This is a genomic window from Mycobacterium sp. E2479, from assembly GCF_001667925.1.
Classification (GTDB): Bacteria; Actinomycetota; Actinomycetes; order Mycobacteriales; family Mycobacteriaceae; genus Mycobacterium.
The window spans coordinates 19,686-45,927 of the sequence record NZ_LZJR01000072.1 but is presented as its reverse complement, the minus strand read 5'-3'; the positions used below and the strand labels follow the sequence as shown (position 1 = coordinate 45,927).

The 26,242-nt window shown below is 67.0% G+C and carries 19 protein-coding genes; 10 read left to right on the top strand and 9 right to left on the bottom strand.

What is annotated here, in order from left to right; all coding sequences use genetic code 11:
* Window positions 1-110: 110 nt before the first annotated feature.
* Together A5686_RS09605 and A5686_RS09600 are read right to left on the bottom strand one after the other, a co-directional pair.
* Window positions 111-551: a DUF402 domain-containing protein gene (locus A5686_RS09605; protein WP_067933491.1), complete on the bottom strand. Its 441-nt coding sequence runs from the start codon at window positions 549-551 to the stop codon at window positions 111-113.
* A 96-nt stretch (window positions 552-647) separates the two neighbouring features.
* Complete coding sequence (locus A5686_RS09600; RefSeq protein WP_197520533.1) at window positions 648-3,398, bottom strand: ATP-binding cassette domain-containing protein; 2,751 nt, start codon at window positions 3,396-3,398, stop codon at window positions 648-650.
* Window positions 3,399-3,814: 416 nt separating this feature from the next.
* Here A5686_RS09600 and A5686_RS09595 point away from each other — a divergent pair, with 416 nt between their 5' ends.
* From A5686_RS09595 to A5686_RS09585, 3 genes are all read left to right on the top strand, one after another.
* Complete coding sequence (locus tag A5686_RS09595) at window positions 3,815-5,776, top strand: serine/threonine-protein kinase (protein ID WP_231986333.1); 1,962 nt, start codon at window positions 3,815-3,817, stop codon at window positions 5,774-5,776.
* Between the two features lie 188 nt (window positions 5,777-5,964).
* Window positions 5,965-8,124 carry an excinuclease ABC subunit UvrB gene (gene uvrB / locus A5686_RS09590; protein WP_067933487.1) on the top strand — a complete coding sequence of 720 codons (2,160 nt, stop codon included), beginning with the start codon at window positions 5,965-5,967 and terminating at the stop codon, window positions 8,122-8,124.
* A gap of 57 nt (window positions 8,125-8,181) precedes the next feature.
* Window positions 8,182-9,600, top strand: a complete 1,419-nt coding sequence (locus tag A5686_RS09585; RefSeq protein WP_067933485.1) for an MFS transporter — start codon at window positions 8,182-8,184, stop codon at window positions 9,598-9,600.
* A gap of 39 nt (window positions 9,601-9,639) precedes the next feature.
* On the opposite strand, the gene A5686_RS09580 is transcribed toward A5686_RS09585, so the two are convergent.
* On the bottom strand, window positions 9,640-11,220 hold the full coding sequence (locus A5686_RS09580) for a hypothetical protein (RefSeq protein WP_067933483.1): 1,581 nt from the start codon (window positions 11,218-11,220) through the stop codon (window positions 9,640-9,642).
* A 284-nt stretch (window positions 11,221-11,504) separates the two neighbouring features.
* Between A5686_RS09580 and A5686_RS09575 the strand changes: the two genes are divergently transcribed.
* On the top strand, window positions 11,505-11,948 hold the full coding sequence (locus A5686_RS09575; protein ID WP_067933477.1) for a universal stress protein: 444 nt from the start codon (window positions 11,505-11,507) through the stop codon (window positions 11,946-11,948).
* A gap of 63 nt (window positions 11,949-12,011) precedes the next feature.
* On the opposite strand, the gene A5686_RS09570 is transcribed toward A5686_RS09575, so the two are convergent.
* Window positions 12,012-12,689: an MBL fold metallo-hydrolase gene (locus A5686_RS09570; RefSeq protein ID WP_067933537.1), complete on the bottom strand. Its 678-nt coding sequence runs from the start codon at window positions 12,687-12,689 to the stop codon at window positions 12,012-12,014.
* 200 nt (window positions 12,690-12,889) lie between these two features.
* Between A5686_RS09570 and uvrA the strand changes: the two genes are divergently transcribed.
* Window positions 12,890-15,805, top strand: coding sequence for an excinuclease ABC subunit UvrA (gene uvrA, locus A5686_RS09565; RefSeq protein WP_067933476.1), 2,916 nt, complete (start codon window positions 12,890-12,892; stop codon window positions 15,803-15,805).
* 7 nt (window positions 15,806-15,812) lie between these two features.
* On the opposite strand, the gene A5686_RS09560 is transcribed toward uvrA, so the two are convergent.
* The 4 genes from A5686_RS09560 to lysX form a co-directional block, all read right to left on the bottom strand.
* Window positions 15,813-16,061, bottom strand: coding sequence for a hypothetical protein (locus tag A5686_RS09560; protein ID WP_067933475.1), 249 nt, complete (start codon window positions 16,059-16,061; stop codon window positions 15,813-15,815).
* Window positions 16,062-16,130: 69 nt separating this feature from the next.
* Complete coding sequence (locus A5686_RS09555) at window positions 16,131-16,550, bottom strand: DUF6653 family protein (RefSeq protein ID WP_197520532.1); 420 nt, start codon at window positions 16,548-16,550, stop codon at window positions 16,131-16,133.
* A gap of 5 nt (window positions 16,551-16,555) precedes the next feature.
* Window positions 16,556-18,040, bottom strand: a complete 1,485-nt coding sequence (locus A5686_RS09550; protein WP_197520531.1) for an alpha/beta hydrolase family protein — start codon at window positions 18,038-18,040, stop codon at window positions 16,556-16,558.
* A gap of 75 nt (window positions 18,041-18,115) precedes the next feature.
* Entirely contained in the window at window positions 18,116-21,448 is a 3,333-nt protein-coding gene (lysX, locus tag A5686_RS09545) for a bifunctional lysylphosphatidylglycerol synthetase/lysine--tRNA ligase LysX (RefSeq protein WP_369829691.1), read from the bottom strand.
* 454 nt (window positions 21,449-21,902) lie between these two features.
* Here lysX and infC point away from each other — a divergent pair, with 454 nt between their 5' ends.
* The 4 genes from infC to A5686_RS09525 all read left to right on the top strand — a co-directional run bounded on the left by infC (window position 21,903) and on the right by A5686_RS09525 (window position 24,047).
* On the top strand, window positions 21,903-22,511 hold the full coding sequence (gene infC / locus A5686_RS09540; RefSeq protein ID WP_082947562.1) for a translation initiation factor IF-3: 609 nt from the start codon (window positions 21,903-21,905) through the stop codon (window positions 22,509-22,511).
* A 41-nt stretch (window positions 22,512-22,552) separates the two neighbouring features.
* On the top strand, window positions 22,553-22,747 hold the full coding sequence (rpmI, locus tag A5686_RS09535) for a 50S ribosomal protein L35 (protein ID WP_067933469.1): 195 nt from the start codon (window positions 22,553-22,555) through the stop codon (window positions 22,745-22,747).
* 81 nt (window positions 22,748-22,828) lie between these two features.
* Window positions 22,829-23,224 carry a 50S ribosomal protein L20 gene (gene rplT, locus A5686_RS09530; RefSeq protein ID WP_067933467.1) on the top strand — a complete coding sequence of 132 codons (396 nt, stop codon included), beginning with the start codon at window positions 22,829-22,831 and terminating at the stop codon, window positions 23,222-23,224.
* A gap of 22 nt (window positions 23,225-23,246) precedes the next feature.
* On the top strand, window positions 23,247-24,047 hold the full coding sequence (locus A5686_RS09525; RefSeq protein WP_067933465.1) for an RNA methyltransferase: 801 nt from the start codon (window positions 23,247-23,249) through the stop codon (window positions 24,045-24,047).
* Here the strand turns inward: A5686_RS09525 and A5686_RS09520 are convergent.
* Window positions 24,034-25,113, bottom strand: a complete 1,080-nt coding sequence (locus A5686_RS09520; protein WP_067933533.1) for an oxygenase MpaB family protein — start codon at window positions 25,111-25,113, stop codon at window positions 24,034-24,036. The genes A5686_RS09525 and A5686_RS09520 overlap by 14 nt on opposite strands.
* 210 nt (window positions 25,114-25,323) lie before the next feature.
* On the opposite strand from A5686_RS09520, the gene A5686_RS09515 reads away from it, so the two are divergent.
* Complete coding sequence (locus tag A5686_RS09515; RefSeq protein WP_067933463.1) at window positions 25,324-26,235, top strand: adenylate/guanylate cyclase domain-containing protein; 912 nt, start codon at window positions 25,324-25,326, stop codon at window positions 26,233-26,235.
* Window positions 26,236-26,242 lie beyond the last annotated feature (7 nt).

Genomic DNA, 26,242 nt, shown 5'->3' with positions numbered 1-26,242 from the left:
CGTGTCTCCCGTACAAAGTCTGCGGCGCGGCACGCCAAGTCATAGGGATCGCTGCGCTGACCGACGAACGCCATGTCGAAGGCATACCCGCCGTCCGGCAGAGAAAACGGCTACCGCCGGCGCCAGCTCAGTGGCATGCCGTGGTGTGCCAGCCACCGCGACAGGTCATAACCGTTGCCGGCCAACCCGTCGACGGCGGCCACCGCGCGTCGCACCGCCCGCTCGGCGGCCTCCGGACTCAGCAACCCGTGGCGGACGGCGTCGAGCAGTTCGTCGATATCGGTGAGTTCGGCGCCGGCGCCGGTGCGGACCTCGATGTCCAGGTAGTGGTCTTCGGCATGCCACACGGTGGGGCCGGGCCGGTATTCGCCCACATCCAGGTAGTAGTCATGGTCGCGTTCATGACCCCGATTGAAGTGAAACACCGTGGCGCGCAAGCCCAACGACGGCAGCAGCCACGACTCGAGGTAATGGAACTGGACGCGACCGGGAGTGGGGCGCGCGACGTACAGACCCCACGGCTGCACCGCGTACTCGTCGACGGTCCGCACGATGCCCTTGGGATCGGTGTTGGTGCGGGCCAGGAGGTCGAACGTCTCGTGCTTCGGCGGGTGAATGGTGTCACCCTACCGCTGCTGGGCGATTCGCTATCGGCGCAACCGGATCTTCCACCGCACGAAGCCCGCGTAGAAGAGTGACAATGCGGCCAGCATGCCCATGTCGAGCAGCCAGATCTTCGACGTGTGCTGCCAGAACCGATCCTGGGATAGCAGCGAATCGGGCACCAGGTGGCGCAGATCCACTGTCGACGATGCGGCCGCATAGCCCCAGCGCGCCGGCGTCGCCCACGACAGCTGGTTCAAACCGAGCCGGCCGGTCACCGGCACCATCCCACCGCACAGCACCAGCTGCGCCATCACCGTCACCACGAACAGCGGCATGATCTGCTCGCTCGAGCGGACCAGCGACGAAATCGCCAGGCCGAGAATGGCCGAGGCGACACACGTCGCCGCGACGGTCGTGAACAGTTCGAAGGTGGCCCCAATGGTCGAGTGGCCGAACAGCACCGCGCCTCGCGCGGGGGCGCTCTTTCCGATCACCACGATCGCCGTGACGATCGCCGACTGCACTATCGCGAAGCCGCAGAACACCGCGCTCTTGGCGAGCAGGTAGGCGGCGGTCGACAACCCGACCGCCTGCTCGCGCTGAAAGATGGGGCGTTCGCCGACCAGATCTCGAATTGTCAAGGCGGTACCCATGAATGCCGCCGCCGGCATCAGCAGCGCCAGTATCTGTGCGGCTTCGTCGGGTGTGCCGGCATTGGGCGCGGGAACATGAAAGCCGTTGTTGCCCGGGACCGTCAGAGACAGCGAGCCGAGGATGAACGGCAGCAGCGCGAGGAAGACGAAGTAGGCGCGGTCGGCGATCACCAGGCGGACCTGTCTGCGGGCGATGGTCGAGATCTGGCGCCGCACGCTGGTGTGAACGGGTTCGCCGAGGCTGCCCGGCTCGTCGGTCTTGTCCGGGAGGTACTTCTGGGGCCGCTTCTCGGCCTCGTTCTGTTCCAGGAAGCGGCGATTGGCCTCGTCGGGGTCGGCGCCGACCTGGGTGAAGATCTTCGCCCAGTTGGTGGTGCCCATCGCGGCACCGATCTGGTCGGGTGCGCCGCAATAGGCTGTCTTGCCGCCCGGAGCCATGAGCAGCACCTGGTCGCACACGTCCAGGTAGGACAGCGAGTGCGTCACCACGAGCACGACCCGACCCGCGTCGGCCAGCTGGCGCAGCATCGTCATGACCTGCAGATCCAGCGCGGGATCCAAACCCGAGGTCGGCTCGTCGAGGATCAGCAATGACGGGCCGGTCAGCAGCTCGAGCGCCACCGAGGCGCGTTTGCGCTGTCCGCCGGACAACTTCTCGACGCGGGTGTCGGCGTGCTTGGTCAGATCGAGTTCCTCGAGCACCTGGGCGACGACCTTGGCGCGGTCGGCTTTGCTGGTGTCGGGCGGCAGCCGCAGCTCTGCGGCATAGCCCAGCGCCTGGTTGATGGTGAGCTGGCGATGCACCACGTCGTCCTGGGGGACCATGCCGATCCTGCTGCGCAGCGATGCGTATTCGGCGTGAATGTTGTGGCCCTCGAAGGTCACTGAACCGGAGGTCGGGGTGGTGTAACCGGCGATGAGCCGGGCCAGGGTGCTCTTGCCGGCGCCCGAACCGCCGATCACTGCGGTCAACGTGCCGGGGCGAGCGGTCAGCGAGATGTCATCCAGCAATTGTTTGCCGTTGTCGACGACGTACTTGACGTCGCGCACCTCGAGACCCCCGGTGCGTGTGGCGGCGTCGCCGTGTTCGGTCAAGGTGCCGTCGCGGAACACCAGGTCGACGTTGCCGATCGTGACGATGTCGTCCTCGGACAAGATGGCCGACCCGACCCGGGTGCCGTTGACGAACGTTCCGTTGACGCTGTTGTCCCGAATCTCGGTGCCCAGGTGGGTGGGTACCAAGCTGGCATGCTGACGCGACGCCAGGACATCGGAGACGACGATGTCGTTCTCGGGGGCGCGGCCGATCGTCATGGCGCCGGCCGTGCCCGCGGCCGACGACGCGCGCGGCGAGAGCAATTTCACAAAGCGCGTCGCGAGGTTGGACACGTCGGCCGTTTTGGCATTGATCACCGTGAATTCCGCCGCGGGCGGGTTCGACGGCGTGGGCGCTGCCTTGGCTTGGTCGGCTGCGGACGGGGTGACCTGCAATCTTGCCGGTGAGCCGGGGTCGATGACGGTCAGCTCCTCGGGGGGAGTGCCACGTGACGCCGGCATCGGGGGCGGTGGCGCCTGTCGCGGCGGCGCCGCCGGCTGTCGCGGTGGTGCACTCTGCGGTCTCGCCGGCTGCCGGGGAGGCACCGGACGCGACGGCGCACCGTGCGGACCGCCGCGCGCCGGGCCCCGGGCCGGGCTGTCGGGCCGGGCCTGTGGGCGCCGCGGCGAATGTGTCGGATTCGTTTGCTCAGTAAGCGCCGCCCAGGCCAGGGTCGGGGGTCCGGAGTCGTGGCTCGGCCGGGCCCGGGGGGGCCGGCTGGCATGACCCGTCTGCGGCCCGATCGCGAAGGTCAGACGCGGGCCTTGCGGGTTTCCGACGTGAATGCTCTGACCGTCGTGGATATCCACCACGGGCATCCGGTAGCCGTTGAGATAGGTCCCGTTCAACGAGCCGTTGTCGATTGCCAACCATCGGCCTTGATCGAACCGCAGCAGCAGATGCGCGCGGGAAATCCTCGGATCGGCGATGTGCACGTCGGCCTGTTCATCGCGTCCCACCACCACCTCGTGGCCGGCCGCGAAGGAACGTTGGGACCCGTCATGCCGAATTGTCAGGATGGGCGGGGCGGGTCGAGTCACCACTCAAGTATCGGCCCGCCTTGGCAGTGCGCTCTATTGGACCCGGCTGTGACTTCCCTTTGTCTAATCTCGACGACTCATAGCGCTTTCATAGCTTGCTGCGACGAATCACCTACTGCGGTGCGGCATTATTCGATCGGGAGGGGTTGCAATCTTCGATTGTGTCCGTGCGTGCCGAGCCCAGTGTTGCGCTGGCAATCAGCAAGACGGAGTGGAGGGCCCAATCGCGATGCGCATACCGGTGGTGTGCGATCCGCATCACATTGCGGCGACGCCGGGCGGTGCCAAGACACGAGGGGCGAGACTTGACGAACGAGCACAGGGGAACGACGCGGCGCATCGGCGCCGGGCGAGCGCTACTGAGCAATCCGCGACAGGCCCGTGAGGCGTTACGCGCGGGATTTCACTCGCTGCCCGGGATGCCCATCGGTCAGTTGTTCCGCCGGATACCTCCGGTCGATTCGGCGCCGAATGCCGAACCCGTGGTGGGGCAACAGCAAAAGGAGTCCTCTGAGGCGCGCCTTGCGGTAAGTAACGGCGCCTCGTTCGCCGGCTACACGATTCTGCGGCCGCTGGGCGCCGGGGGCATGGCCGAGGTGTATCTCGCGCTGCATCCGAGGCTGCCCCGCCGTGACGTGATCAAGGTGCTCGCCGAGGCGGTGACCGCCGACCCCGAGTTTCGCGAAAGATTCAACCGGGAAGCCGATCTGGCGGCGACGCTGTGGCACCCGCACATCGTCGGCGTGCACGACCGTGGCGAATTCAACGGGCATCTGTGGATTTCGATGGACTACGTCGAGGGCACCGACGCCGCGCGGATGGTCAAGCAGAACTACGCCGAGGGGATGCCGGTCCGCGAGGTGTGCGCCATCGTGGGAGCGGTCGCGGGCGCGCTGGACTACGCCCACGATCGCGGCCTGCTGCACCGCGACGTCAAGCCGGCCAACATTCTGCTCACCCATGCCGAAGCGGACGAGCGTCGAATCCTGCTGGCGGACTTCGGTGTCGCACGCCACCTGGGCGATATCAGCGGAATCACCGAAACCAACGTCGCGGTCGGAACGGTGGCCTATGCCGCGCCCGAGCAGCTGACGGGTTCGCCCATCGACGGTCGAGCCGACCAATATGCTTTGGCCGCAACGGCTTTCCATCTTCTCACCGGCGCGCCTCCGTTTCAGCACTCCAACCCGATCGCAGTGATCAGTCAACACCTGCACGAGGATCCGCCTCGGCTCAGCGATTTCCGACCCGAGCTGGAAAAGCTCGACGAGGTATTCTTCCGGGCCCTCGCCAAACAGCCGGAGGAGAGGTTCGAGCGCTGCCGCGCGTTCGCCACCGCGGTCAGCGAGTCGCTAGGCCATGTCTCCGAAGAAGGTGGCGTCGCGCCGCGCGCCGCCACATCGACGCCGCATCGCCGGCGCGGGCCCGGCGGCGGCATCGTTGGCCTGAGTCACCGGTTTTCGTCGAAGGCCCGGTGGGCGACCGCGCTGGTGTGTGCGGTCCTCATCGCCGTAGCGGCGACCTGGTCGATCCTCTACTCCGTTCAGCCCGATGCGCCGCCGACCAGCCCCGCGCTCGCGTCGAAGCCGTCCGTTCCGGCCGCGAGTGCCGCACCCACGGCGGGCGGACCGGTGCTTCAAGGGACGTACAAGCTCGACTACGACCAGGCCAAGCGCGCCACCAATGGCATCTCGATCCGGCATGCGGGGCCCGCTACCGGCTGGTGGGCATTTCGCTCGGTATGCACCACCAACGGCTGCGCGGCCACCGGCGCCCGGCTGGAAGACGCCACCCATCACGTGGCAGAGACCACCGATGGCGGACAGACCGACACCCTGCGCTTCGTCGGTGGCTACTGGCAGGGCAGTCCGGCGCAGCAGCGGGTCGGCTGTACTCAGCCGAACGGACAGGTCAGGGCCACCCAGCGGGAGACCATTGCCTGGTCGCTCGCGCCGCAGGCCGACGGCACGCTGCGCGGCACGCTGACCGAGACCGCACTGAGCAACGAGTGCGGCGCGCAGGGGGCGGTCGTGCGCGTGCCTGTGCTGGCCACCCGGACCGGCGCTGTGCCTGCCCAGGTGACGTTGGGCGACCCCATCCAGGTGATCGACACCTCGACCACCGCGTCGGCCCCGGCGCCACCGGTGCTCGGCGGACTGTGCAGCGACGTCGGCAAGGTCGCCTACGACCCGACCAACAACGAGCAGATCGTCTGCGAAGCCAGCAGCTGGGCCAAGGCGCCGATCACGATGGGCGTGCACGCCGCCGGCAGTTCATGCGACCGGCCGAACACGCCGGTGTTCGCCATAAGCACGTCCAGTGACGGCTACCTGCTGCAATGCGATCCGATCACCCGGGCGTGGACGCGGCCGACGGGATAGTTTCTCTGGAAGGACAGTCTCCGGGTACCAATAGGTGAGCCTCGAATGCGCTACCGCAGCCGTTGGCACGTTCGAGAATCGCCTCGTCCTTCCAGTCCTTCTCCAGGTGTTCTCGTGGCGGCGCCGGGTGCTGACCTCGCAGGGCCGGCTCGACGACACTTGTCGGTGATCGGTTCTACCCTGGTGGCATGGCATTCGCCACGGAACATCCCGTAGTAGCGCACTCGGAGTATCGCGCTGTCGACGAAGTGGTGCGCGTCGGCGGCGACTTCGAGGTGGTCAGTCCGCACGATCCGGCCGGCGACCAGCCCGCCGCCATCGACGAGCTGGAACGACGGATCAAGGCGGGGGAGCGCGATGTCGTGCTGCTCGGCGCCACCGGTACCGGGAAGTCGGCCACCACGGCCTGGCTCATCGAGCGGTTGCAGCGACCCACCCTGGTGATGGCACCCAACAAGACGCTGGCCGCCCAGCTCGCCAACGAGCTGCGAGAAATGTTGCCGCACAACGCGGTTGAATACTTCGTTTCGTACTACGACTACTACCAGCCTGAGGCGTACATCGCGCAGACCGACACCTACATCGAGAAGGACAGCTCGATCAACGACGACGTGGAGCGGCTGCGGCACTCCGCGACGTCCTCGCTGCTGTCGCGCCGCGACGTGGTCGTGGTGGCGTCGGTGTCGTGCATCTACGGCCTTGGCACACCGCAGTCATACCTGGACCGTTCGGTAGAACTGCGGGTCGGCACCGAGGTGCCCCGGGACGCTCTGCTGCGGCTGCTGGTCGACGTCCAGTACACGCGTAACGACCTGTCGTTCACTCGCGGCTCGTTCCGGGTGCGCGGCGACACGGTGGAGATCATCCCGTCCTACGAAGAGCTGGCGGTGCGGATCGAGTTCTTCGGCGACGAGATCGAGGCGCTGTACTATCTGCACCCGCTGACGGGTGACGTGATCCGCCAGGTCGATTCGCTGCGGATCTTCCCGGCCACCCACTACGTCGCCGGCCCGGAGCGGATGGCGATGGCGATCTCGACCATCGAAGCGGAGCTGGCCGAGCGGCTCGCCGAGTTGGAGGGCCAGGGCAAGCTGCTCGAGGCGCAGCGGTTGCGGATGCGCACCAACTACGACATCGAGATGATGCGCCAGGTCGGCTTCTGCTCGGGCATCGAGAACTACTCCCGGCATATCGACGGTCGGGGTCCGGGCTCGCCGCCGGCCACCCTGCTGGACTACTTCCCGGAAGACTTCCTGCTGGTCATCGACGAATCCCACGTGACCGTCCCGCAGATCGGCGGCATGTACGAGGGCGACATGTCGCGCAAACGCAACCTGGTCGAATACGGATTCCGGTTGCCGTCGGCATGCGATAACCGCCCGCTGACCTGGGAGGAGTTCGCCGACCGCATCGGGCAGACCGTGTACCTGTCGGCCACCCCCGGCCCCTACGAACTCAGCCAGTCCGGCGGCGAGTTCGTCGAGCAGGTGATCCGGCCCACCGGCCTGGTGGACCCGAAGGTGGTGGTCAAGCCGACCAAGGGACAGATCGACGACCTGATCGGCGAAATCCGGAAGCGCACCGAGGCGGACCAAAGGGTGCTGGTCACGACGCTGACCAAGAAGATGGCTGAGGACCTCACTGACTACCTGCTCGAGATGGGCATCCGGGTGCGCTATCTGCACTCCGAGGTCGACACGCTGCGCCGGGTGGAGCTACTGCGTCAGCTGCGGCTGGGCGAATACGACGTGCTCGTCGGCATCAACCTGCTGCGGGAGGGCCTGGACCTGCCCGAAGTGTCTCTCGTCGCGATCCTGGACGCAGACAAAGAGGGTTTTTTGCGCTCATCGCGCAGCCTGATTCAAACCATCGGCCGCGCCGCCCGCAATGTCTCCGGCGAGGTGCACATGTATGCCGACACGATCACCGATTCGATGAAAGAAGCCATCGACGAGACCGAGCGACGTCGGGCGAAGCAGATCGCATACAACGAGGCCCACGGCATCGACCCGCAGCCGCTGCGCAAGAAGATCGCCGACATCCTCGACCAGGTCTACCGGGAGGCGGACGACAGCGAGACGGTGGAGATCGGCGGCTCAGGGCGTAACGCGTCCCGCGGTCGACGCGCACAGGGAGAGCCGGGTCGCGCGGTCAGCGCGGGGGTGTTCGAGGGCCGCGATACGGCCAGCATGCCGCGCGCTGAACTGGCCGACCTGATCAAGGATCTCACCGCCCAGATGATGGCCGCGGCTCGTGACTTGCAGTTCGAGCTGGCGGCGCGGTTCCGCGACGAGATCGCCGACCTGAAAAAGGAACTGCGGGGGATGGACGCCGCCGGGCTGAAATGAGTTTGCTGGCAACCGATCTCCGGTTCTTCTCGCCGCCTGAGCCCATACGGTAGAGGAGTGACCGACGCGGCGACTATCACCGGCGGCTGGCGTGAGCTGCTGGGCGCGAGGTATCTGAGAACTTCCATACTGCTGGCCGGCGGGGTAGCGCTCTACGCCACCAATGAGTTCCTGACCACCAGCTTATTGCCCAACACCATCGCAGAAATCGGCGGCAGCCGGCTCTACGCGTGGGTGACGACCCTGTATCTGGTCGGCTCCGTGGTCGCGGCGACGATGGTCAATCCGATGCTGTTGCGCATCGGGGCGCGGTCGTCATATCTGATGGGTCTGGCGGTCTTCGGCATCGCCAGCCTGGTTTGCGCTGCCGCACCCACCATGCATGTTTTGATTGCTGGGCGCGCCATGCAGGGGGTGGCCGGAGGCTTGCTGGCCGGCCTGGGCTACGCCGTCATCAACTCCGCCCTTCCCCACCGGTTGTGGACCCGGGGGTCTGCCCTGGTGTCGGCGATGTGGGGGGTCGCCACGGTGGTCGGACCCACCACGGGCGGCCTGTTCGCGCAGTTCGGGATCTGGCGATGGGCCTTTGTTGCGATGGCCGCGATGACCGTGCTGATGGCCCTGCTGGTCCCGGTCGCGTTGGCGCGCGTCGGCCCGCCGAGCGGCGTCCCACGGATGAGAGTCCCGGTGTGGTCGCTGCTGATCATCGGGGTGGCCGCGCTGGCCGTCAGCGTGGCGCAGATTCCGCATAACACCGCCGCGACATATGGTTTGCTCGCAGCGGGCATCGGCCTGGTCGGCGTGTTCGTGATCGTCGACTGGCGCATGCACGCGGCCATCCTGCCGCCCAGCGTGTTCTCGCCCGGCCCCCTGAAGTGGATCTACCTCACCATGGGCGTTTTGATGGGCGCGGCGATGGTGAACACCTACGTGCCGCTGTTCGGGCAGCGACTGGCCCACCTGACGCCGATAGCGGCCGGATTCCTGGGAGCGGCGCTCGCACTGGGCTGGACGGTGAGCGAGATCGTCAGCGCATCGCTGGAGAACCGGAGGACGATCGGCCGAGTGGTCATGGTGGCGCCGCTGGTGGCGGCATCGGGCCTGGCGCTGGGGGCGGTGGCGCGGCGCGGCGACGACTCGGCGTGGACCGCCGCGCTGTGGGCGGTGGCCCTCCTGGTCGCCGGCATCGGGATCGGGATGGCCTGGCCGCACCTGTCGGCCCGCGCGATGGCGTCCGTCGCGGACCCGGCCGAAGGCGGCGCCGCGTCCGCGGCGATCAACACCGTCCAGCTGACCTCCGCGGCGATCGGCGCCGGATTGGCCGGTGTCGTCGTCAACACCGCGACCGGTGGGGAGGAGATGGCGGCGCACATGCTTTTCACGGTGTTCACCGCGTTCAGCGCGGCCGGCGTGGCGGTGTCTTACGCCGCGACGCGTGCCACCCGGCAAGCCCAGCCGGTCAGCGCCGGCGGATGAGCTCGGCCCCGCGCCTCGCACTGCCGGCAAGGCCGCACATCACCGCGTGGACTTGACAACCTGCGAGTAGTGGAACTGCCACCGCTCCACGATGTGGAAGCCGAGATAGCTCGGGAATCGGTACGCCGGGGCGCGTCCAAAAGCGCCGGCCGGCAGCGTCTGCCCGGTTTGATGGTCGGGCAGCGAGGTGTCTTTATTGGTGATGGTCCAGATCGCGGGGCATTTATCGATTTTTGCCGTCGACAGCCATACCGCCACGTGCCCATCCCACAGCGATCCGACCTTCGGTCCGTACACGCCGCGCTCCACGTCGATCAGCGACCGGAAGGCCGCTGGGCGCGTCGCCAGCAACGCACGAATCGGTCCGGGCCGCCACGGCACGGTGTTGTCCACCATCAAACAATCGCCGGGGGCGGCGTGCGTGCTGATCAGATCGGCGACCTGGCTGTAGTCCCACCCCTCTTTGGCGTAGGGCCAGCGTTGGACGAACAGGTAGTTCGGCACCGCGGCGACGGCGAACAGCAGCACCCCGCCGGCGATGGGCCAGGGTCGGCGGGCGATGGTGACGAGGCAGACCGCCAGGACGACGGCCATCCCCGGGGCGGTGAAGATCAAGTAGCGCGGGTAGTAGATCGGCTCGCTGACGGCCGAGTAGAGGACCACCAGGGCGGTGGGAATCACCATCCACGCCGTGGCAATGATCGACAACCGGACGAGGTCACCTCCCGGGGCCGCCACGCCGGCCAGCCGCGTCACGACCGCCGCGACGATGACCACTGCGCTCGCGATGGCGAAGGCCACGCTGTGGTCGAAATACTGGCGCAGGACGATGTCGAACGCGTAATGCCAGCTCACGGGGTAGATCCAGTTGACCTGCCATACCTGGTTGTGCGAGAACACGAGGAACGGCGTCATGGCCGCCACGGCGACGGCCGAGCTGGCGGCCCACCACAGCGCCGGCGACCTGCGGGCGCCTTTGGGTGCGAGCAGCGGCAGCGTCGCGCCGTAAACGAGTACCAACAGCACCAGGTTGAGGTTGAGCAGTATCGCCAGCATCAGTCCGAGCGCGTACCAGAACCACCCGCGCGGCCGGTCGCGCCGGACCGTGACAACGAACAGCACGGTCAGCCAGACGGCCGCGGCGGCCACGAAAGCGTACGGGCGCGCTTCCATGCCCGCCCACGTCGTGCGCGGCAGGATCGCGAAAATCGCGCCCGCGCACACCGCCGTGGGGCGCGTCGCGAACTGCCTGGCGAACACGGTGGTTCCCGCGGCGGCAGCGCCGATCGCCAGGGAGCTGGGGAAACGCGACCAGAATTCGGTGGGCGGGAAGAGCGCGAACCAGCCGTGCATCAGCAGGTAGTACGCGCCGTGGACGGCGTCGATGTGGCTCAGCAACCGCCACAGCTCTGGCAAAGTACGGCTGGCGGCAGCCGATATCGTCGCGCCTTCGTCGAACCAGAGCGAAGGCCGGCAGGCCCAGGCGGCGCTGACAACGGTGGCGAAAAAGGCGATCGTCCACGGATCGAGCAACCTGCCGCGCGCACGCCCGGTCGCGGGCTCGGCACCAATATCCCCGGCACGCGGCTCGAGAGTGGGCTCGAGGGTGGGCATGGACATGATGCCTGTTACTTTAAGTCGCGCTGCATGCAAAGGGTCACAAACCGCGTCCGGCGCATTCCCTTTTCGTGTTGTCATTCACGAAAAGCGGCGTAATGCAATGCCTTCCACGTTGGCCGCGCGCATTCGAATGTTTTGTCATTGGCAATATCTTCGGTTGCCGCAGCCAGAACGCGCAAATTGCGGACGCGGCACGCCACGGTGTGTCGTTAATCCGCCTCCTCTGCATCGAGCAAACGCGCTACTGTCTTGGGTTGGCTGACCAACCGAAACTGGGAGGGTAAATGGGCGCCTATCGGACTGTGGTGGTGGGAACCGATGGCTCGGATTCGTCGATGCGCGCGGTGGAGAGGGCGGCGCAGATCGCCGGTGCGGACGCCAAGCTGATCGTGGCGTCGGCATATCTGCCCCAACATGAAGACGCCCGGGCCGCCGACGTCCTGCGGGACGAAAGCTACAAGGTTTCTGGCACCGCGCCGATTTACGCGATTTTGCGCGACGCCAAGGACCGCGCCCACGCCGCCGGCGCAAAGAACATCGACGAGCGGCCCGTTGTCGGGGCCCCGGTCGACGCGCTGGTGCACCTCGCCGAGGAGGAGCAGGCAGACCTGCTCGTGGTCGGCAACGTCGGCCTGAGCACGATCGCCGGCCGGCTGCTGGGATCGGTGCCGGCCAACGTCTCGCGTCGGGCGAAGACCGACGTGTTGATCGTGCACACGACGACGTAGCAGCGGTCGTGCTGGCTTCCCTGGCTGATGGCGCCGGGGACCGCAGCGGCGCCTCGAAGCCGGCTACCAGCCCCGCTCGCGCCATTCGCTCAAATGGGGGCGCTCGGCGCCCAAGGTCGTGTCGTCGCCGTGTCCGGGGTAGATGACGGTGGAGTCGTCGTACACGTCGAACACCCGGGTGCTGACGTCCTCGATCAGCTGGGTGAAATCGCCGGGTTGCCAAGTCTTTCCGACACCGCCAGGGAACAGGCAGTCGCCGGTGAACAGCTGTGTGACGCCGCCGGTCGCGGGGCCGTCCAGGGCGAGCGCGATCGATCCGGGGGTGTGCCCGCGCAGGTGGATGACGTCGAACGTCAGCTCGCCGATCTGCACGGTGTCACCGCCGGCCAGCAAACGATCCGGCTTGACCGGCAGGGGTTCCGCGTCGATCGCGTTGGCGGCGGTCGGTGCCCCGGTGGCGGTCGCCACCGCTTCCAGTGCCTGCCAGTGATCGAAGTGCTGGTGGCTGGTCACGATCAGCGACACCTTCGGCGCGTTTTGCCGGATCAGGTCGATCAGCACGTCCGCGTCGTTGGCGGCGTCGATCAGCAGTGTTTCGCCGGTAGCGGAACAAGTGATCAGATACGCGTTGTTGTCCATGGGGCCCACCGAGGCCTTTAGGATCGTGGCGCCGGGTAGGGCCCGGCGGGCCGCGGTACCGGGGTGAACGTGTCCGGTGTAGTTGTCGTCCACTGCAGTCATGTCCACCACTCCTTGATCCCGCATGGGCGCCGTCCGAGCCGGGGGCGGGGTCGTCGGCGCCAGGTCTGGCGGCCACGTTACTGGTCGGACGTTGCTTGTCGGTATGGGCACATAGCATGGAATGCGCCGTGCGCAATTCCGGTTCGGATTCCGCATTGCGGCTACGAGAAGTCGCCAGATAGTTCCTGAGAGGGGCAGCGTTGGCTGACCGTCTGATCGTCAAGGGCGCCCGCGAGCACAACCTGCGGGGCGTCGATCTCGACCTGCCTCGCGACGCGCTGATCGTGTTCACCGGGTTGTCGGGTTCGGGTAAATCGTCGCTGGCCTTCGACACGATCTTCGCCGAGGGGCAGCGCCGTTACGTGGAGTCCCTGTCCGCCTACGCCCGCCAGTTCCTGGGGCAGATGGACAAACCGGACGTCGACTTCATCGAGGGTCTGTCCCCGGCGGTGTCGATCGACCAGAAGTCCACCAACCGCAACCCGCGCTCGACCGTCGGGACCATCACCGAGGTCTATGACTACCTGCGGCTGCTCTACGCGCGGGCGGGCACGCCGCACTGCCCGATCTGTGGCGAGCGGATTGCCCGGCAGACCCCCCAGCAAATCGTGGATCAGGTGCTCGCGATGCCGGAGGGCACCCGATTCCTGGTGCTCGCCCCGGTGGTGCGCACCCGCAAGGGCGAGTTCGCCGACCTCTTCGAGAAGCTCAACGCGCAGGGCTACAGCCGGGTCCGGGTCGACGGCGTCGTGCACCCGTTGACCGATCCGCCGAAGCTGAAAAAGCAGGAAAAGCACGACATCGAGGTGGTGGTGGACCGGCTGACCGTGAAGCCGTCCGCCAAGCAACGGCTCACCGATTCGGTGGAAACCGCGCTGAACCTGGCCGACGGCATCGTGGTGCTCGAGTTCGTCGACCACGAACACGGCGCGCACAACCGGGAGCAGCGGTTCTCGGAGAAGCTGGCCTGTCCCAATGGGCACGCCCTGGCGGTCGACGACCTGGAGCCGCGGTCGTTCTCGTTCAACTCGCCCTACGGCGCCTGCCCCGAGTGCAGCGGCCTGGGCATCCGCAAGGAAGTCGACCCGGACCTGGTGGTGCCCGACCCCGAGCGCACCCTGGCCGAGGGCGCGGTGGCGCCGTGGTCCAACGGCCACACTGCGGAGTACTTCATCCGGATGATGGCCGGGCTGGGTGACGAGCTGGGCTTCGACGTCGACACCCCGTGGCGCAAACTGCCCGCTAAGGCCCGCAAGGCGATCCTCGAGGGCTCCGACCACCAGGTGCATGTTCGATACCGCAACCGGTACGGCCGCACCCGGTCCTACTACGCCGATTTCGAGGGCGTGCTGGCGTTTCTGCAGCGCAAGATGGCCCAGACCGAGTCCGAGCAGATGAAGGAGCGCTACGAGGGCTTCATGCGCGACGTGCCCTGCCCGGTTTGTGAGGGCACCCGGCTCAAGCCGGAGATCCTGGCGGTCACGCTGGCCGCGGGGGACCGGGGCCCGAAGTCCATCGCCGAGGTCTGCGAATTGTCGATCTCGGACTGCGCGGAGTTTTTGAACCGGCTCACCCTCGGTCACCGCGAGAAGGCGATCGCGGGGCAGGTGCTCAAGGAAATCCAGTCGCGGCTGGGCTTTTTGCTCGACGTCGGGCTGGAGTATCTGTCGCTGTCGCGCGCCGCGGCCACGTTGTCCGGGGGTGAGGCGCAACGCATTCGGTTGGCTACCCAGATCGGCTCCGGTCTGGTCGGCGTGCTGTACGTACTCGATGAGCCGTCCATCGGGCTGCATCAGCGCGACAACCGTCGGCTCATCGAAACCCTCACGCGGCTAAGGGGTTTGGGCAACACGCTGATAGTCGTCGAACATGACGAGGACACCATCGCGCACGCCGACTGGATCGTCGACATCGGCCCGCGCGCCGGTGAGCACGGCGGCGAGATCGTGCACAGCGGCACCTACAGCGAACTGCTGGCGAACGAGGACTCGATCACCGGTGCGTACCTGTCCGGCAAGGAACGCATCGAGATGCCGGCGAAGCGGCGCGCGGTAGACCGCAAGCGGCAGTTGACTGTCGTCGGCGCCCGCGAGCACAACCTGCGCGGCATCGACGTCTCGTTCCCGCTCGGCGTGCTCACATCGGTGACCGGTGTGTCCGGATCCGGCAAATCGACGCTCGTCAACGACATCCTGGCCGCGGTGCTGGCCAACCGGCTCAACGGCGCCCGTCAGGTCCCCGGGCGTCACACCCGGGTCACCGGGCTGGATCACCTGGACAAGCTGGTGCGGGTGGACCAGTCACCGATCGGTCGCACGCCGCGATCCAACCCGGCCACCTACACCGGGGTGTTCGACAAGATCCGGACCCTGTTCGCCGCGACCACCGAAGCCAAAGTCCGTGGCTATCAACCGGGTCGGTTCTCGTTCAACGTCAAGGGCGGCCGCTGCGAAGCGTGCACCGGCGATGGCACCATCAAGATCGAGATGAACTTCCTGCCCGACGTGTACGTGCCGTGTGAGGTCTGCCATGGCGCTCGGTACAACCGGGAAACCCTGGAGGTGCACTACAAGGGCAAGACCATCTCCGAAGTGCTGGACATGTCCATCGAGGAAGCGGCGGAGTTCTTCGAGCCGATCACCGGCATTCACCGGTATCTGCGCACCCTGGTCGACGTCGGGCTGGGCTATGTGCGGCTCGGCCAGCCCGCGCCCACGCTGTCCGGAGGCGAGGCGCAGCGCGTCAAACTGGCGGCGGAACTGCAGAAGCGCTCGACCGGCCGCACCGTGTATATCCTCGACGAGCCCACCACCGGCCTGCATTTCGACGACATCCGCAAACTGTTGAAGGTCATCAACGGCCTTGTCGACAAAGGCAATACGGTCATCGTGATCGAACACAACCTCGACGTGATCAAGACCTCGGACTGGATCGTCGACATGGGGCCGGAGGGCGGCGCCGAGGGCGGAACCGTTGTGGCGGAAGGTACTCCGGAGGACGTCGCGGCGGTGCCGGAGAGCTACACCGGGAAATTCCTCGCCGAGGTGATCGGCCGCGGTCCCGCGTCAACCAGTGCGCCGCAACGATCGAGCCGGCGTCGCAAAGTCACCGCCTGAGCCCCGATCAACCTTCCTTGGACCGCATCGACTCCCGGATCTGGGCCAGCCGGTCGGCCGCCGCGCGCTGGCGTTCGTCGTACTGTTCATCGACCGATCGGCCCTCGGGTGATTCCGCGTCTAGTTCGGCGGCGCCTCGCGCGGTAGCGTAGCGCGCCTCGATCTGGTCGCGCACCGACTCGAAGGTCGGCACGCCGGCGTCGTCATATTCGGGGCCGGTCCCGGTGGAGCTGGAAGCGGAGTCTTCGTCGGGCATGCCGTAACGGTACTGCGACGGCGGATCGCGGTATCGCGGCCGCCGAGTCGACGCGCCTTGACGGCCGACCTAACGCGACTGGCGCTCCAAATACCGAACCATCTGTTGCCAGTACACCAGCGTCAGTGCCATCTGGACCCCGACAGCGACCAGCGCCGGCCATAACCGATGCCGGCGCGCTGCGAATAACGCTCCCAGCGCGGCCGCCGAGGCCGCGGCGCTGACCACCATCGCCGCGTCGCGGGGCCGACGGCTGATCCACAGCTCTTCGCCGAGCATCGCGCGCGTCGACCATGCGCGGTGCTGCGCCGGCTTGCCGAAAATCAAGGGGTTCACGGCCAGCCACAGCGCAATCCACACCGCGTGTGCCCGCCGCCGCGTCCAGACCGGGACCAGGATCAGCGGCGTGGTCGCCCATCGGGTCCATGCGCTCCACGGATGGCAGTGCCGCGCGAAGACCGCGCGCCGGACGCGCGCGACGGACAACACCGGCACTATCGCTTGGCGGTGTTGGAGTGTTGGGCGGGGACGACCACCGGGTTGTTGGCGGCCGGCGCGGACGCGATGGACAACGGTGTCCGCGGAATTCCCGGAGTGCCCAGCTCCCCGGCGAGCCAAGGCAGCGAAGCCGCGAACACGCGGTCGGCGAATGGCCAGTCGTGCTTGCCGGGCTGCGGCACCACCGCGCAGTCAATCCCGTTGGAGCGGCCGAGCGCACACAGCGAATAGGCCGCGGCGGTTTGATTGCCCGGATTGGCGGCCGCGTCGCGTCCGGCGAGGCGGATGGCGACGCTGTCGGTCAGCTGCAGGTCACGCCGTGGGGCCGGCGGGCCGTCGGACGAAATCGCGAACCAGCCCGCCACGTCGCGATAGGGCCCATGCCGGTTGATCACCGTGGTCGGATCGAAAGCCGCCCAGGCGTCGGCGTTTCCGCCGAAAAGCCGGGCGATCGTCTGGACTTTATTGCCGGCGTTGGGATAGAAATCGCCGGCGACGTCGACGAACGCGCTGAACAGATCGGGATGCATGACGGTCAGGTCCAAGGCGCAGGTCCCGCCCATCGACCACCCGGCGACACCCCAGTTGGCCCGCCGCGGGCTGACGCCGAAAGTTGAAACCATAAAGGGCACAACATCTTTCGTCAGGTGGTCGGCAGCGTTTCCTCGAACCCCGTTGACGCATTCGGTGTCGTTGTTGAACGCGCCACCGGAATCGACGAACACCAGCACGGGCGCCTTACCGTCGTGCGCGGCCGCGAAGTCGTCGATCGTCTTGACCGCGTTGCCCGCACGGGTCCAGTCCGCCGGCGTGTTGAACTGTCCGCCGATCATCATCACGGTCGGCAGCGGCGGAGGCGGGGTGGTGGCGAACCACTCGGGCGGCAGGTAGACCAACTCGCCGCGGTGTTTGAAGTGCGATCCGTCCGATGGGATCGCCACCGGTACCACCGTGCCGTGCGGCGGCCGGGTTCCCTTGGCCGCCATGGCGGTAACCGTGGCCTGATCGGTCTGATCCGGCAATGGGCCCGACGTCAGCTGGCTCCACGCCGATTGCACGGTGGGGAAGTAGCCCACCCAGAGGTTGAGCATCAGCGACGTGCTCAGCAGGCACAGGGGCACGGCCAGCACCGCGGCGCCACGCCGCCAACGGCGCGCGGTGCGCCAGCCAAGGATCAGCACGGCCGCCGCCATGCCCGTCAGCGTGATCCAGATCCACAGCGCCGCCGGGGCCGGATCGTCGGAGAGCCCTCGGTCGACGATGTACCAGTGCGTCAGGTAGGCCACGACCCCGCCGGCCAGCGCGGAGGCCGGAATCCATACCGTGCGCCAGCGGCGCGACCGCCAGCCGACCGCGAACGTCAGCACCACCGCGGCGAGCACCTGGATCGTCGTCGGCACCCAGCCGTGCATAAGCGAGGTGTGGGTACTTGCCAGGAGCTGCGCGGGCGCGCTGTCCGTCGAGGCTGTCACGTGATTCATTGTGATCTATCGGTAACCTGCCCGGAACACGTTTGCCTGATGTTCGCTTTGAGCTCTGGACGGTTGGGGCCTGCGCTAATGCGGTTTGGCCAGCGGAAATGGCAATGTCTCCCGGATGCTGCGGCCCGTTATGAGCATGACGAGCCGATCGATGCCCATTCCCAACCCGCCGGTGGGCGGCATCGCGTATTCCATCGCCTGCAAGAAGTCTTCGTCGAGCTCCATCGCCTCGGGATCGCCGCCGGCAGCTAGCAGCGATTGCTCTTGCAGTCGGCGCCGTTGCTCGACCGGATCGGTGAGTTCGCTGTAAGCGGTGGCCAGCTCGACACTCCACGCGACCAGGTCCCACCGCTCGGCAACGCCCGGTTCGGTGCGGTGCGGGCGCGTCAGCGGGGACACCGAGGTCGGAAAGTCGATATAGAAGGTCGGTTCCTTTGTCCGGTCCTCGACCAGGTGCTCGTACAGTTCTAGAACCACTGCGCCGGCGTCCCAGTGCGCCCGGTAGGGGACGTGCGCGGCATCGGACAACTTACGCAGGGTGGGCAGCGACGTCGTGGAGTCGACGCGCTCGCCGAGCGCTTCGGACACGGCGTCATGGACGGTCTTGACCGCCCAGGCCCCGGAGATGTCGACCGGTTCCAGCCGTCCGTCGTTCCCGTGCCGCATCACGATCTGCTCGCCGTGCGCGGCCTCGGCGGCGTTCTGGATGAGCTCGCGGCATCCGTCGATCCACACCTTGTAGTCGGCGTGGGCCTGGTACGCCTCCAGCAGGGTGAATTCCGGGTTGTGGCTGAAGTCGACGCCCTCGTTGCGGAAGGCTCGGCCCAGTTCGAAAACGCGCTCCACGCCGCCGACACACAGTCGCTTCAGGTAGAGCTCCGGCGCGATGCGCAAGAACAGGTCCAGGTCGTAGGTGTTGATGTGCGTGACGAACGGCCGGGCGGTGGCCCCGCCGTGGATCTGCTGCAGGATCGGGGTCTCGACCTCGATGAAATCCTTGGCGAACAGCGTCTGCCTGACCGAGCGCAACACCTCGCTGCGCGCCTTGATCAACTCACGCGACTCGGGATTGACGGCCAGGTCGACGTAGCGGGTCCGCACCCGCGCCTCCGGGTCGGTCAGTCCTTTCCATTTGTTGGGCAATGGCCGCAGGCACTTACCGACCATCCGCCAATCCGCGACGATCAGCGAGCGGGTTCCCTTCTTGGAAAAGCCCATGTGCCCGGACACCTCGACGAGATCGCCCAGGTCGATGGCCGCGGTGAAGTCGGCAGTCCGTCCTCGGTGCAACTGCGAATTGTCCAGCAGCACTTGCATTTCCCCCGACCAGTCACGCAGGTGGGCGAACAGCACCCCGCCGTAGTCGCGGATCCGCAAAATCCTGCCCGAGACGGTGATGTCGTCGTGGTCGTCTGCGTCGAGCGCCTTCGCGACGGTATGGCTGGGCGGAGCGCCCACCGGATACGCGTCGACGCCGTCGCGCTGCAGTGTCTTCAGCTTGGCCAGCCGCACTCGAACCTGCTCGGGCAGGCGAGATCTGGATTCCTCCTCGTCCGCGGAGTCCCGGCGCTCCCGCAGCCCGCTGACGTCCGGGGCGCTGCCGTCGTGATGTAGGAGTCCGGATTCCGCCAATCGCTGCGGGACGGCGGGGTGGTGGCCGGTATGCGTCTTGCGGCGGCCGAACGGCAACACCAAAAAACCCTCGGCCAGGGCCGAGGCGACGCCGACCCGGGGGATCAGGCGGGCGTCCTCGTAGCAGGCGTAGCGCGGCACCCAATCCGGTTGGTATTTCATGTTCGAGCGGTACAGGGTCTCCAGCTGCCACCACCGTGAGAAGAACAGCAACAGGCCCCGCCAGAGCCGGGCGACGGGGCCGGCGCCGAGCTGAGCGCCCTGTTCGAACGCCGAGCGGAACATCGCAAAGTTCAGTGAAATACGGGTAATGCCAAGGGCTTCGCCGTTGAGCGCCAGGTCACTGACCATCAGCTCGATGGTGCCGTTGGGGGACTGCGGCGAACGGCGCATCAGGTCCAGCGAAACGCCGGTGGTGCCCCACGGAACCAGCGACAGCATCGCCACCACGTTGCCGTCCCGGTCCAGCGCTTCGACCAGCAGGCAGTCCCCGTCGGCGGGGTCGCCGAGCCGGCCCAGCGCCATGGAGAAGCCACGCTCGGTCTGGGTATCGCGCCAGGCGTCGGCGCGGGCGATGGTGTCGGCCATCGCGTCGGCCGGGATGTCGCGGTGTCGCCGGATCCGCACGGTCAGCCCCGCCCGGCGGGCCCGGGTCACGGCCTGACGGACCCCGCGCATGTCGGGGCCGGACAGCTTGAAATCGGAAGTGCGCAGGATGGCTTCGTCGCCGAGCTCGAGCGCGTTCAGACCGCCTTCGCGATACGCCCGCGCCCCTTGGGTGCTGGCGCCCATCACGCCGGGCGCCCAGCCATACGTCTGGCACAGACCCAACCAGGCGTCGACGGCCTGCGGCCAGGCCCTGGGGTCACCGATCGGGTCGCCGCTGGCCAGGCAGACGCCGATCTCGACCCGGTAGGTGATGGCGGCGCGCCCGCTGGGGGCGAAGACCACCGACTTGTCGCGGCGGGTCGCGAAGTAGCCCAGCGAGTCGTTCTTGCCGTACAGCTCGAGCAGCCCGCGGATTGCCGATTCGTCCTCCCCGGTCAGCGCGTTTTCCGCGCGTTGGGACTGGAAGAGCACGATGGTCGCCAAGATCAGCGCGAGCGCACCGAACAGGCCGAAGATCGCGTTGAGAAACACGTGCGGCCGTCCGCTGAACAGATCCGGATCGGCTAGCGCGAACCCGACCACCCGATTCGCGACATACGGCAGGCGGTCCGGCCGGGCGAGGGTCCCCGGGAACAACTCGACCAGCCCCCAGGACACCAGGATCCCCACCACGTCGCCGGCGACCAGCACCGCGGCCGCCTTGACCAGTGCGCCCTTGCGGACCTTGGCCCAGAACTCCCGGTAGGCCAGCACCAGCAGCACGATTGCCACGATATGTACGGCGAACCCGAGGTTTTCGCCGAAGACCTCCGCGGCGGTGTTGTTGCCCGCAGCGATGTCGGCCACGTTCAGCGCCGCGGCCAGAATCATGTTGGCCAGCAGCAGCAGCCAGGCGATGCGCTTGCGCGCGGTCAGGGCCGCGGCCAGCAGGGCCAGGATAAACGACCACGCGATGCTGGTGTCGGGGAAGTTGAACAGATAGTCGTTGATGAATTCACGCGGGACTTTGATCAGATACCTGATCAGGGGGGAGACGCTCCCGAGCAGTGACACGGTGGCGATGACGCCGACGGTCCACCCAGCCGCCGCGGGCACCCAGCGATACCGCGAATTCGACCGACCGCCTGGTCCCACCCGCGGCCCCGAACGAGGAGATGCGAGAGTCACAGACCGCGAGGATATGCGCTCAATCCGTGAAAAGCTTGTTGAAGCGCTAAGCGTGGCGGGCAGTAGTGGGACCTGTCTTTCGGGCCGGGCTACGACGCGTTGCGGCCGGTCGCCCGGCCGAAGTGCTAAAAGCCACCTCAAGGCTGCTAAACTTGCTCCTGCGACCATCCCGGCGAATGCCAGGAACAGTTAAGTGGAGTCCCACTCCCACCGCGAGCCGATGAAATCCCGATGCGGATCTTCCGAGGTTTGGCGGTCCGGTCACAGGCATCGCGGATGCCTGTTCCGCGAGAAAAGCGGGCGGCTCGGAGTAGTCTCCAGCCGTGATCGGTCGGCATTGGGCCCTGCTTGTGCAGGGCTTTTTTGCTAGTGGGCGGTGTCTTTGCCACTGATTCCCGGACCGACCCAGGAAGTCGTATTGCAAGACATATAGAAGCCCAACAAGGGAGGCCCCATCAGCACTGAGACCCGCGTCAACGAGCGCATTCGCGTACCTGAAGTCCGATTGATCGGCCCAGGGGGAGAGCAGGTAGGCATAGTGCGCATCGAAGACGCACTGCGCGTCGCTGCGGACGCCGATCTCGACCTCGTCGAAGTTGCCCCTAATGCCAGACCACCTGTCTGCAAGATCATGGATTACGGCAAGTTCAAATACGAAGCGGCGCAGAAGGCGCGCGAATCCCGCCGGAACCAGCAGCAGACCGTCGTCAAAGAACAAAAGTTGCGACCGAAAATCGACGATCACGACTATGAGACCAAAAAGGGTCACGTCATCCGCTTTTTGGAAGCGGGATCGAAGGTGAAGGTCACCATCATGTTCCGCGGACGTGAGCAGTCGCGGCCCGAGCTGGGCTATCGGTTGCTTCAGCGCCTGGGTGCGGACGTGGCCGAGTACGGCTTCGTCGAAACGTCCGCCAAACAGGACGGCCGCAACATGACGATGGTGCTGGCACCGCATCGCGGCGCGAAGACTCGCGCCAAGGCGCGTCATCCGGAAGGACCCGGGGTTGGCCCGGCATCGCACGAGGGTGCGGCCGCCGAAGCCGAACCTTCGTCGAACTGACCCACGCGAGACCCCCGAGAGCTCCACAGAACAGAGGAAGCATGCCCAAAGCCAAGACCCACAGCGGGGCGTCAAAGCGGTTCCGGCGCACCGGAACCGGCAAGATCGTTCGCCAGCAGGCCAACCGCCGGCATCTGCTCGAGCACAAGCCGACCAAGCGGACCCGCCGCCTCGATGGCCGAACGACGGTGTCGGCCAACGACACCAAGCGCGTTAACGGCCTACTGAACGGCTGATCACCCGCGCCGGCCAGATCCGCATTGCGAGCAGGCACGGCGACCCGACCAACTAATTTTGAACGAGAGTAGGAACATCCAATGGCACGCGTGAAGCGGGCGGTCAACGCCCACAAGAAGAGGCGCAGCATCCTGAAAGCCTCGAAGGGCTATCGCGGCCAGCGATCCCGGCTCTATCGCAAGGCCAAAGAGCAGCAACTTCATTCGCTCAACTACGCCTACCGTGACCGTCGTGCGCGCAAGGGCGAGTTCCGCAAACTGTGGATTTCGCGGATCAACGCGGCAGCGCGCGCCAACGACATCACCTACAACCGGCTGATCCAGGGCCTCAAGGCCGCCGGTGTGGAAGTGGACCGTAAGAACTTGTCCGACATCGCGATCGCCGACCCGGCGGCCTTCACCGCGCTGGTCGACGTCGCGCGGGCCGCGCTGCCCGAAGATGTCAACGCCCCCTCGGATTCCGGAGAAGCGGCTTAACGCCAGACCGCGGACCGGCCAGGTGCTGACCGAACGTTCGGCCAGGGTCGCCGCGGCGGTCAAATTGCACCGCCACGTCGGCCGCCGGCGGGCCGGCCGATTCCTCGCCGAAGGTCCCAACCTCGTGGAGGCCGCCGCCCGGCGCGGCTTGGTTCGCGACGTCTTCGTCACCGAAGCCGCCCGGCAGCGTCATGCGTTGCTGCTGGCGACGTTGGATTCCGCGCGGTACCCGGTGCACCCGGTCACCGAGCGCGCGGCGAAAGCGCTGTCCGACACCGTCACCCCGGCCGGACTGGTCGCCGTGTGCGAAACACCCGCGACCCGGCTTCAGGACGTGCTGGCCGGCGCGCCCCGGCTGGTCGCGGTCGCCGTCGAGATCAGCGAGCCGGGCAACGCGGGCACCCTCATTCGCCTCGCCGACGCGATGGGCGCGGCCGGCGTGATCCTCGCCGGCCACAGCGTCGACCCGTACAACGGCAAGTGCCTGCGTGCGTCGGCCGGCAGCATCTTCTCGCTCCCGGTCGTCGTCGCGCCCGACACGCTCGGCGCCCTCGAAGCGTTGCGGGCGGCGGGCCTGCAGCTGCTCGCCACAACCGTGGACGGTGAGACGCGGCTCGACGAGGCCACCGACCTGCTCGGTGCACCGACGGCGTGGCTGTTCGGCCCCGAATCACGCGGCCTGCCAAGTGAAATCGCGGCGGCGGCCCACCACCGGATGCGAATTCCCATGGCCGGCGGCGCGGAGAGCCTGAATGTGGGGTCGGCCGCGGCCATCTGTCTGTATCAGAGCGCGCGGGCGCTGGGCCTGCCTACGCGGCCTTAACCGACCGTTTCGGCCGGCCCCGCCCGGCGCGCAGGCCGGCCAGCGACAACGTCGTATGCACCAGGGATCCGGCGCGTTCCATCAGAGCCCGGGCGGGTTGCAGCGCGGGGTCGAGCGGCGACTTGGGTGGTGGCGGAAAGTAATGCATAGGAAGCCCGCGGCGGTCGCGCGGCGGCGCCATGAACGGCGGGGCCTCGACCAGCGGAGCGTCGCTCGGCAGCCGTCCCTCGGCCCGGCGATAGGCGGCCAGCGCCCGCGGGTGCAGCCGGATCTCGTCGGGTACCGCCAGGAACGCCAACTCGACGACCTTGCCGAACAGCCGCAGCAGCACCTCGTCGCCCGGGGTCCAATGCAAGCCGGCCTTCTCGCGCACCGCGGGCTCGAAGAGCCCGGCCGCGATCCAGCGCTGGCCGGCGACCAGCGGCTTGAAAATCTGGTCCCAGATCGGTGTCGGCAGCAACACGAATTTCGGTTTCGGGATTCGCATCTGGAAGATGTCCAGTGTCGCCCGATTGATCTCGAGGACCTCGCGGCCGGTGCGCTCCCAGTACTCCTGAAATTCCTCCCACGATCCGGGTACCGGCCGCATGCTCATTCCGTACATCCGGTACCACTGCACGTGCTCGGCGAACAGCTGCCGCTTCTCGGCCTCGGTCAGTCCGCCGCAGAAGTACTCGGCCACCTTGACGATCAGCATGAAGAAGGTTGCGTGCGCCCAGTAGAAGGTCTCCGGATTGAGCGCGTGGTAGCGCCGCCCTGCGGCGTCGGTCCCCTTGATGGTGTGGTGGTAGTTGGTGACCTGGCGACCGGTCTGCGATGCGCGGTCGCCGTCGTAGACCACGCCCATGATCGGGTAGACCGACCGGGCCACACGCTGCAACGGCTCCCGCAGCAGAATCGAGTGCTCCTCGACGGCCGCGCCGAGTTCGGGATACATGTTCTGGATCGCCCCGATCCAGACGCCCATCATTCCGGTGCGCAGATCGCCAAAATACTTCCAGGTGAGGGAATCTGGACCGAGTGGGTCGGCGGATTCCGAACCGCAAGCGTTCACGGTGCCAGTCATCGCGGCCTCCTGCTCCAACTGGGCTCACGATAACTTTGACAACGCGTGTTGTCTACGATTTCGGGGATGTGTTCGCCGGGGTGTTATCGAGCTTCCACCCCGGTGTGGCGCCGCCGTGATCAGCCGGTTTGACGCGAGATGGCGCACATACGGCGATGCCGCCCAGGACCGTCGTTGCCTGCCTGGAACAAAACCAAATAATCTGGCCAGGTGGAACTCGCGCGTCGCGATCTAGACCAGGGCGAGCCCGACGAGACCCAGGCGCAATCCGCTCCGCAACGCTCTCTGGTACACAGCGCGACTCAATGGCTGCACAGCCGCAACCGCAACCCGGGTGCGGTTGCGTTCATCCGGCGTGCGCGCCGACTGCTGCCCGGCGACCCCGAGTTCGGCGATCCGCTGTCCACGGCGGGCGACGGCGGTCCGCGCGCCGCGGCCCGCGCGGCCGATCGGCTATTGGGGGAAGGCAACGCCGTGTCCCGCGAGGTCAGCCTTGGGGTGCTGCAGTTGTGGCAGGCGCTGACCGAGGGGGTGTCGCGGCGTCCGGCCAATCCAGAGGTGACGTTGGTCTTCACCGACTTGGTCGGCTTCTCGACATGGTCGCTGCAGGCCGGCGACGACGCGGCGCTGGCCCTGCTCCGGCAGGTGGCGCGGGCCCTCGAGCCACCCTTGCTCGACGCGGGCGGGCACATCGTCAAACGAATGGGTGACGGCCTCATGGCGGTATTCGGCGATCCGACGGTCGCCGTACGGGCGGTGCTGGCCGCCAAGGAGGCGCTGAAATCGGTCGAAGTGGCAGGTCACACGCCCCGGATGCGGGTCGGGATCCACACCGGGCGACCGCAGCGGTTGGCGGCGGACTGGCTTGGCGTCGATGTGAACATCGCCGCACGAGTTATGGAAAGAGCCACCAAGGGTGGAATCATGGTGTCGAGTTCAACGTTGGATCTGATACCGCAAAGCGAGTTGGACGCGTTGGGCGTCGAGGCCAAACGCACGAGGAAGCCGGTCTTCGCGCCGAAGCCCGCCGGTATTCCCGATGGTTTGGCGATTTATCGCCTCAAGACTCTTAAGGAGTTGTCAGGCCCTGATGACACAGCCGAAGCAGAACCGCAGGCATAATGGATGC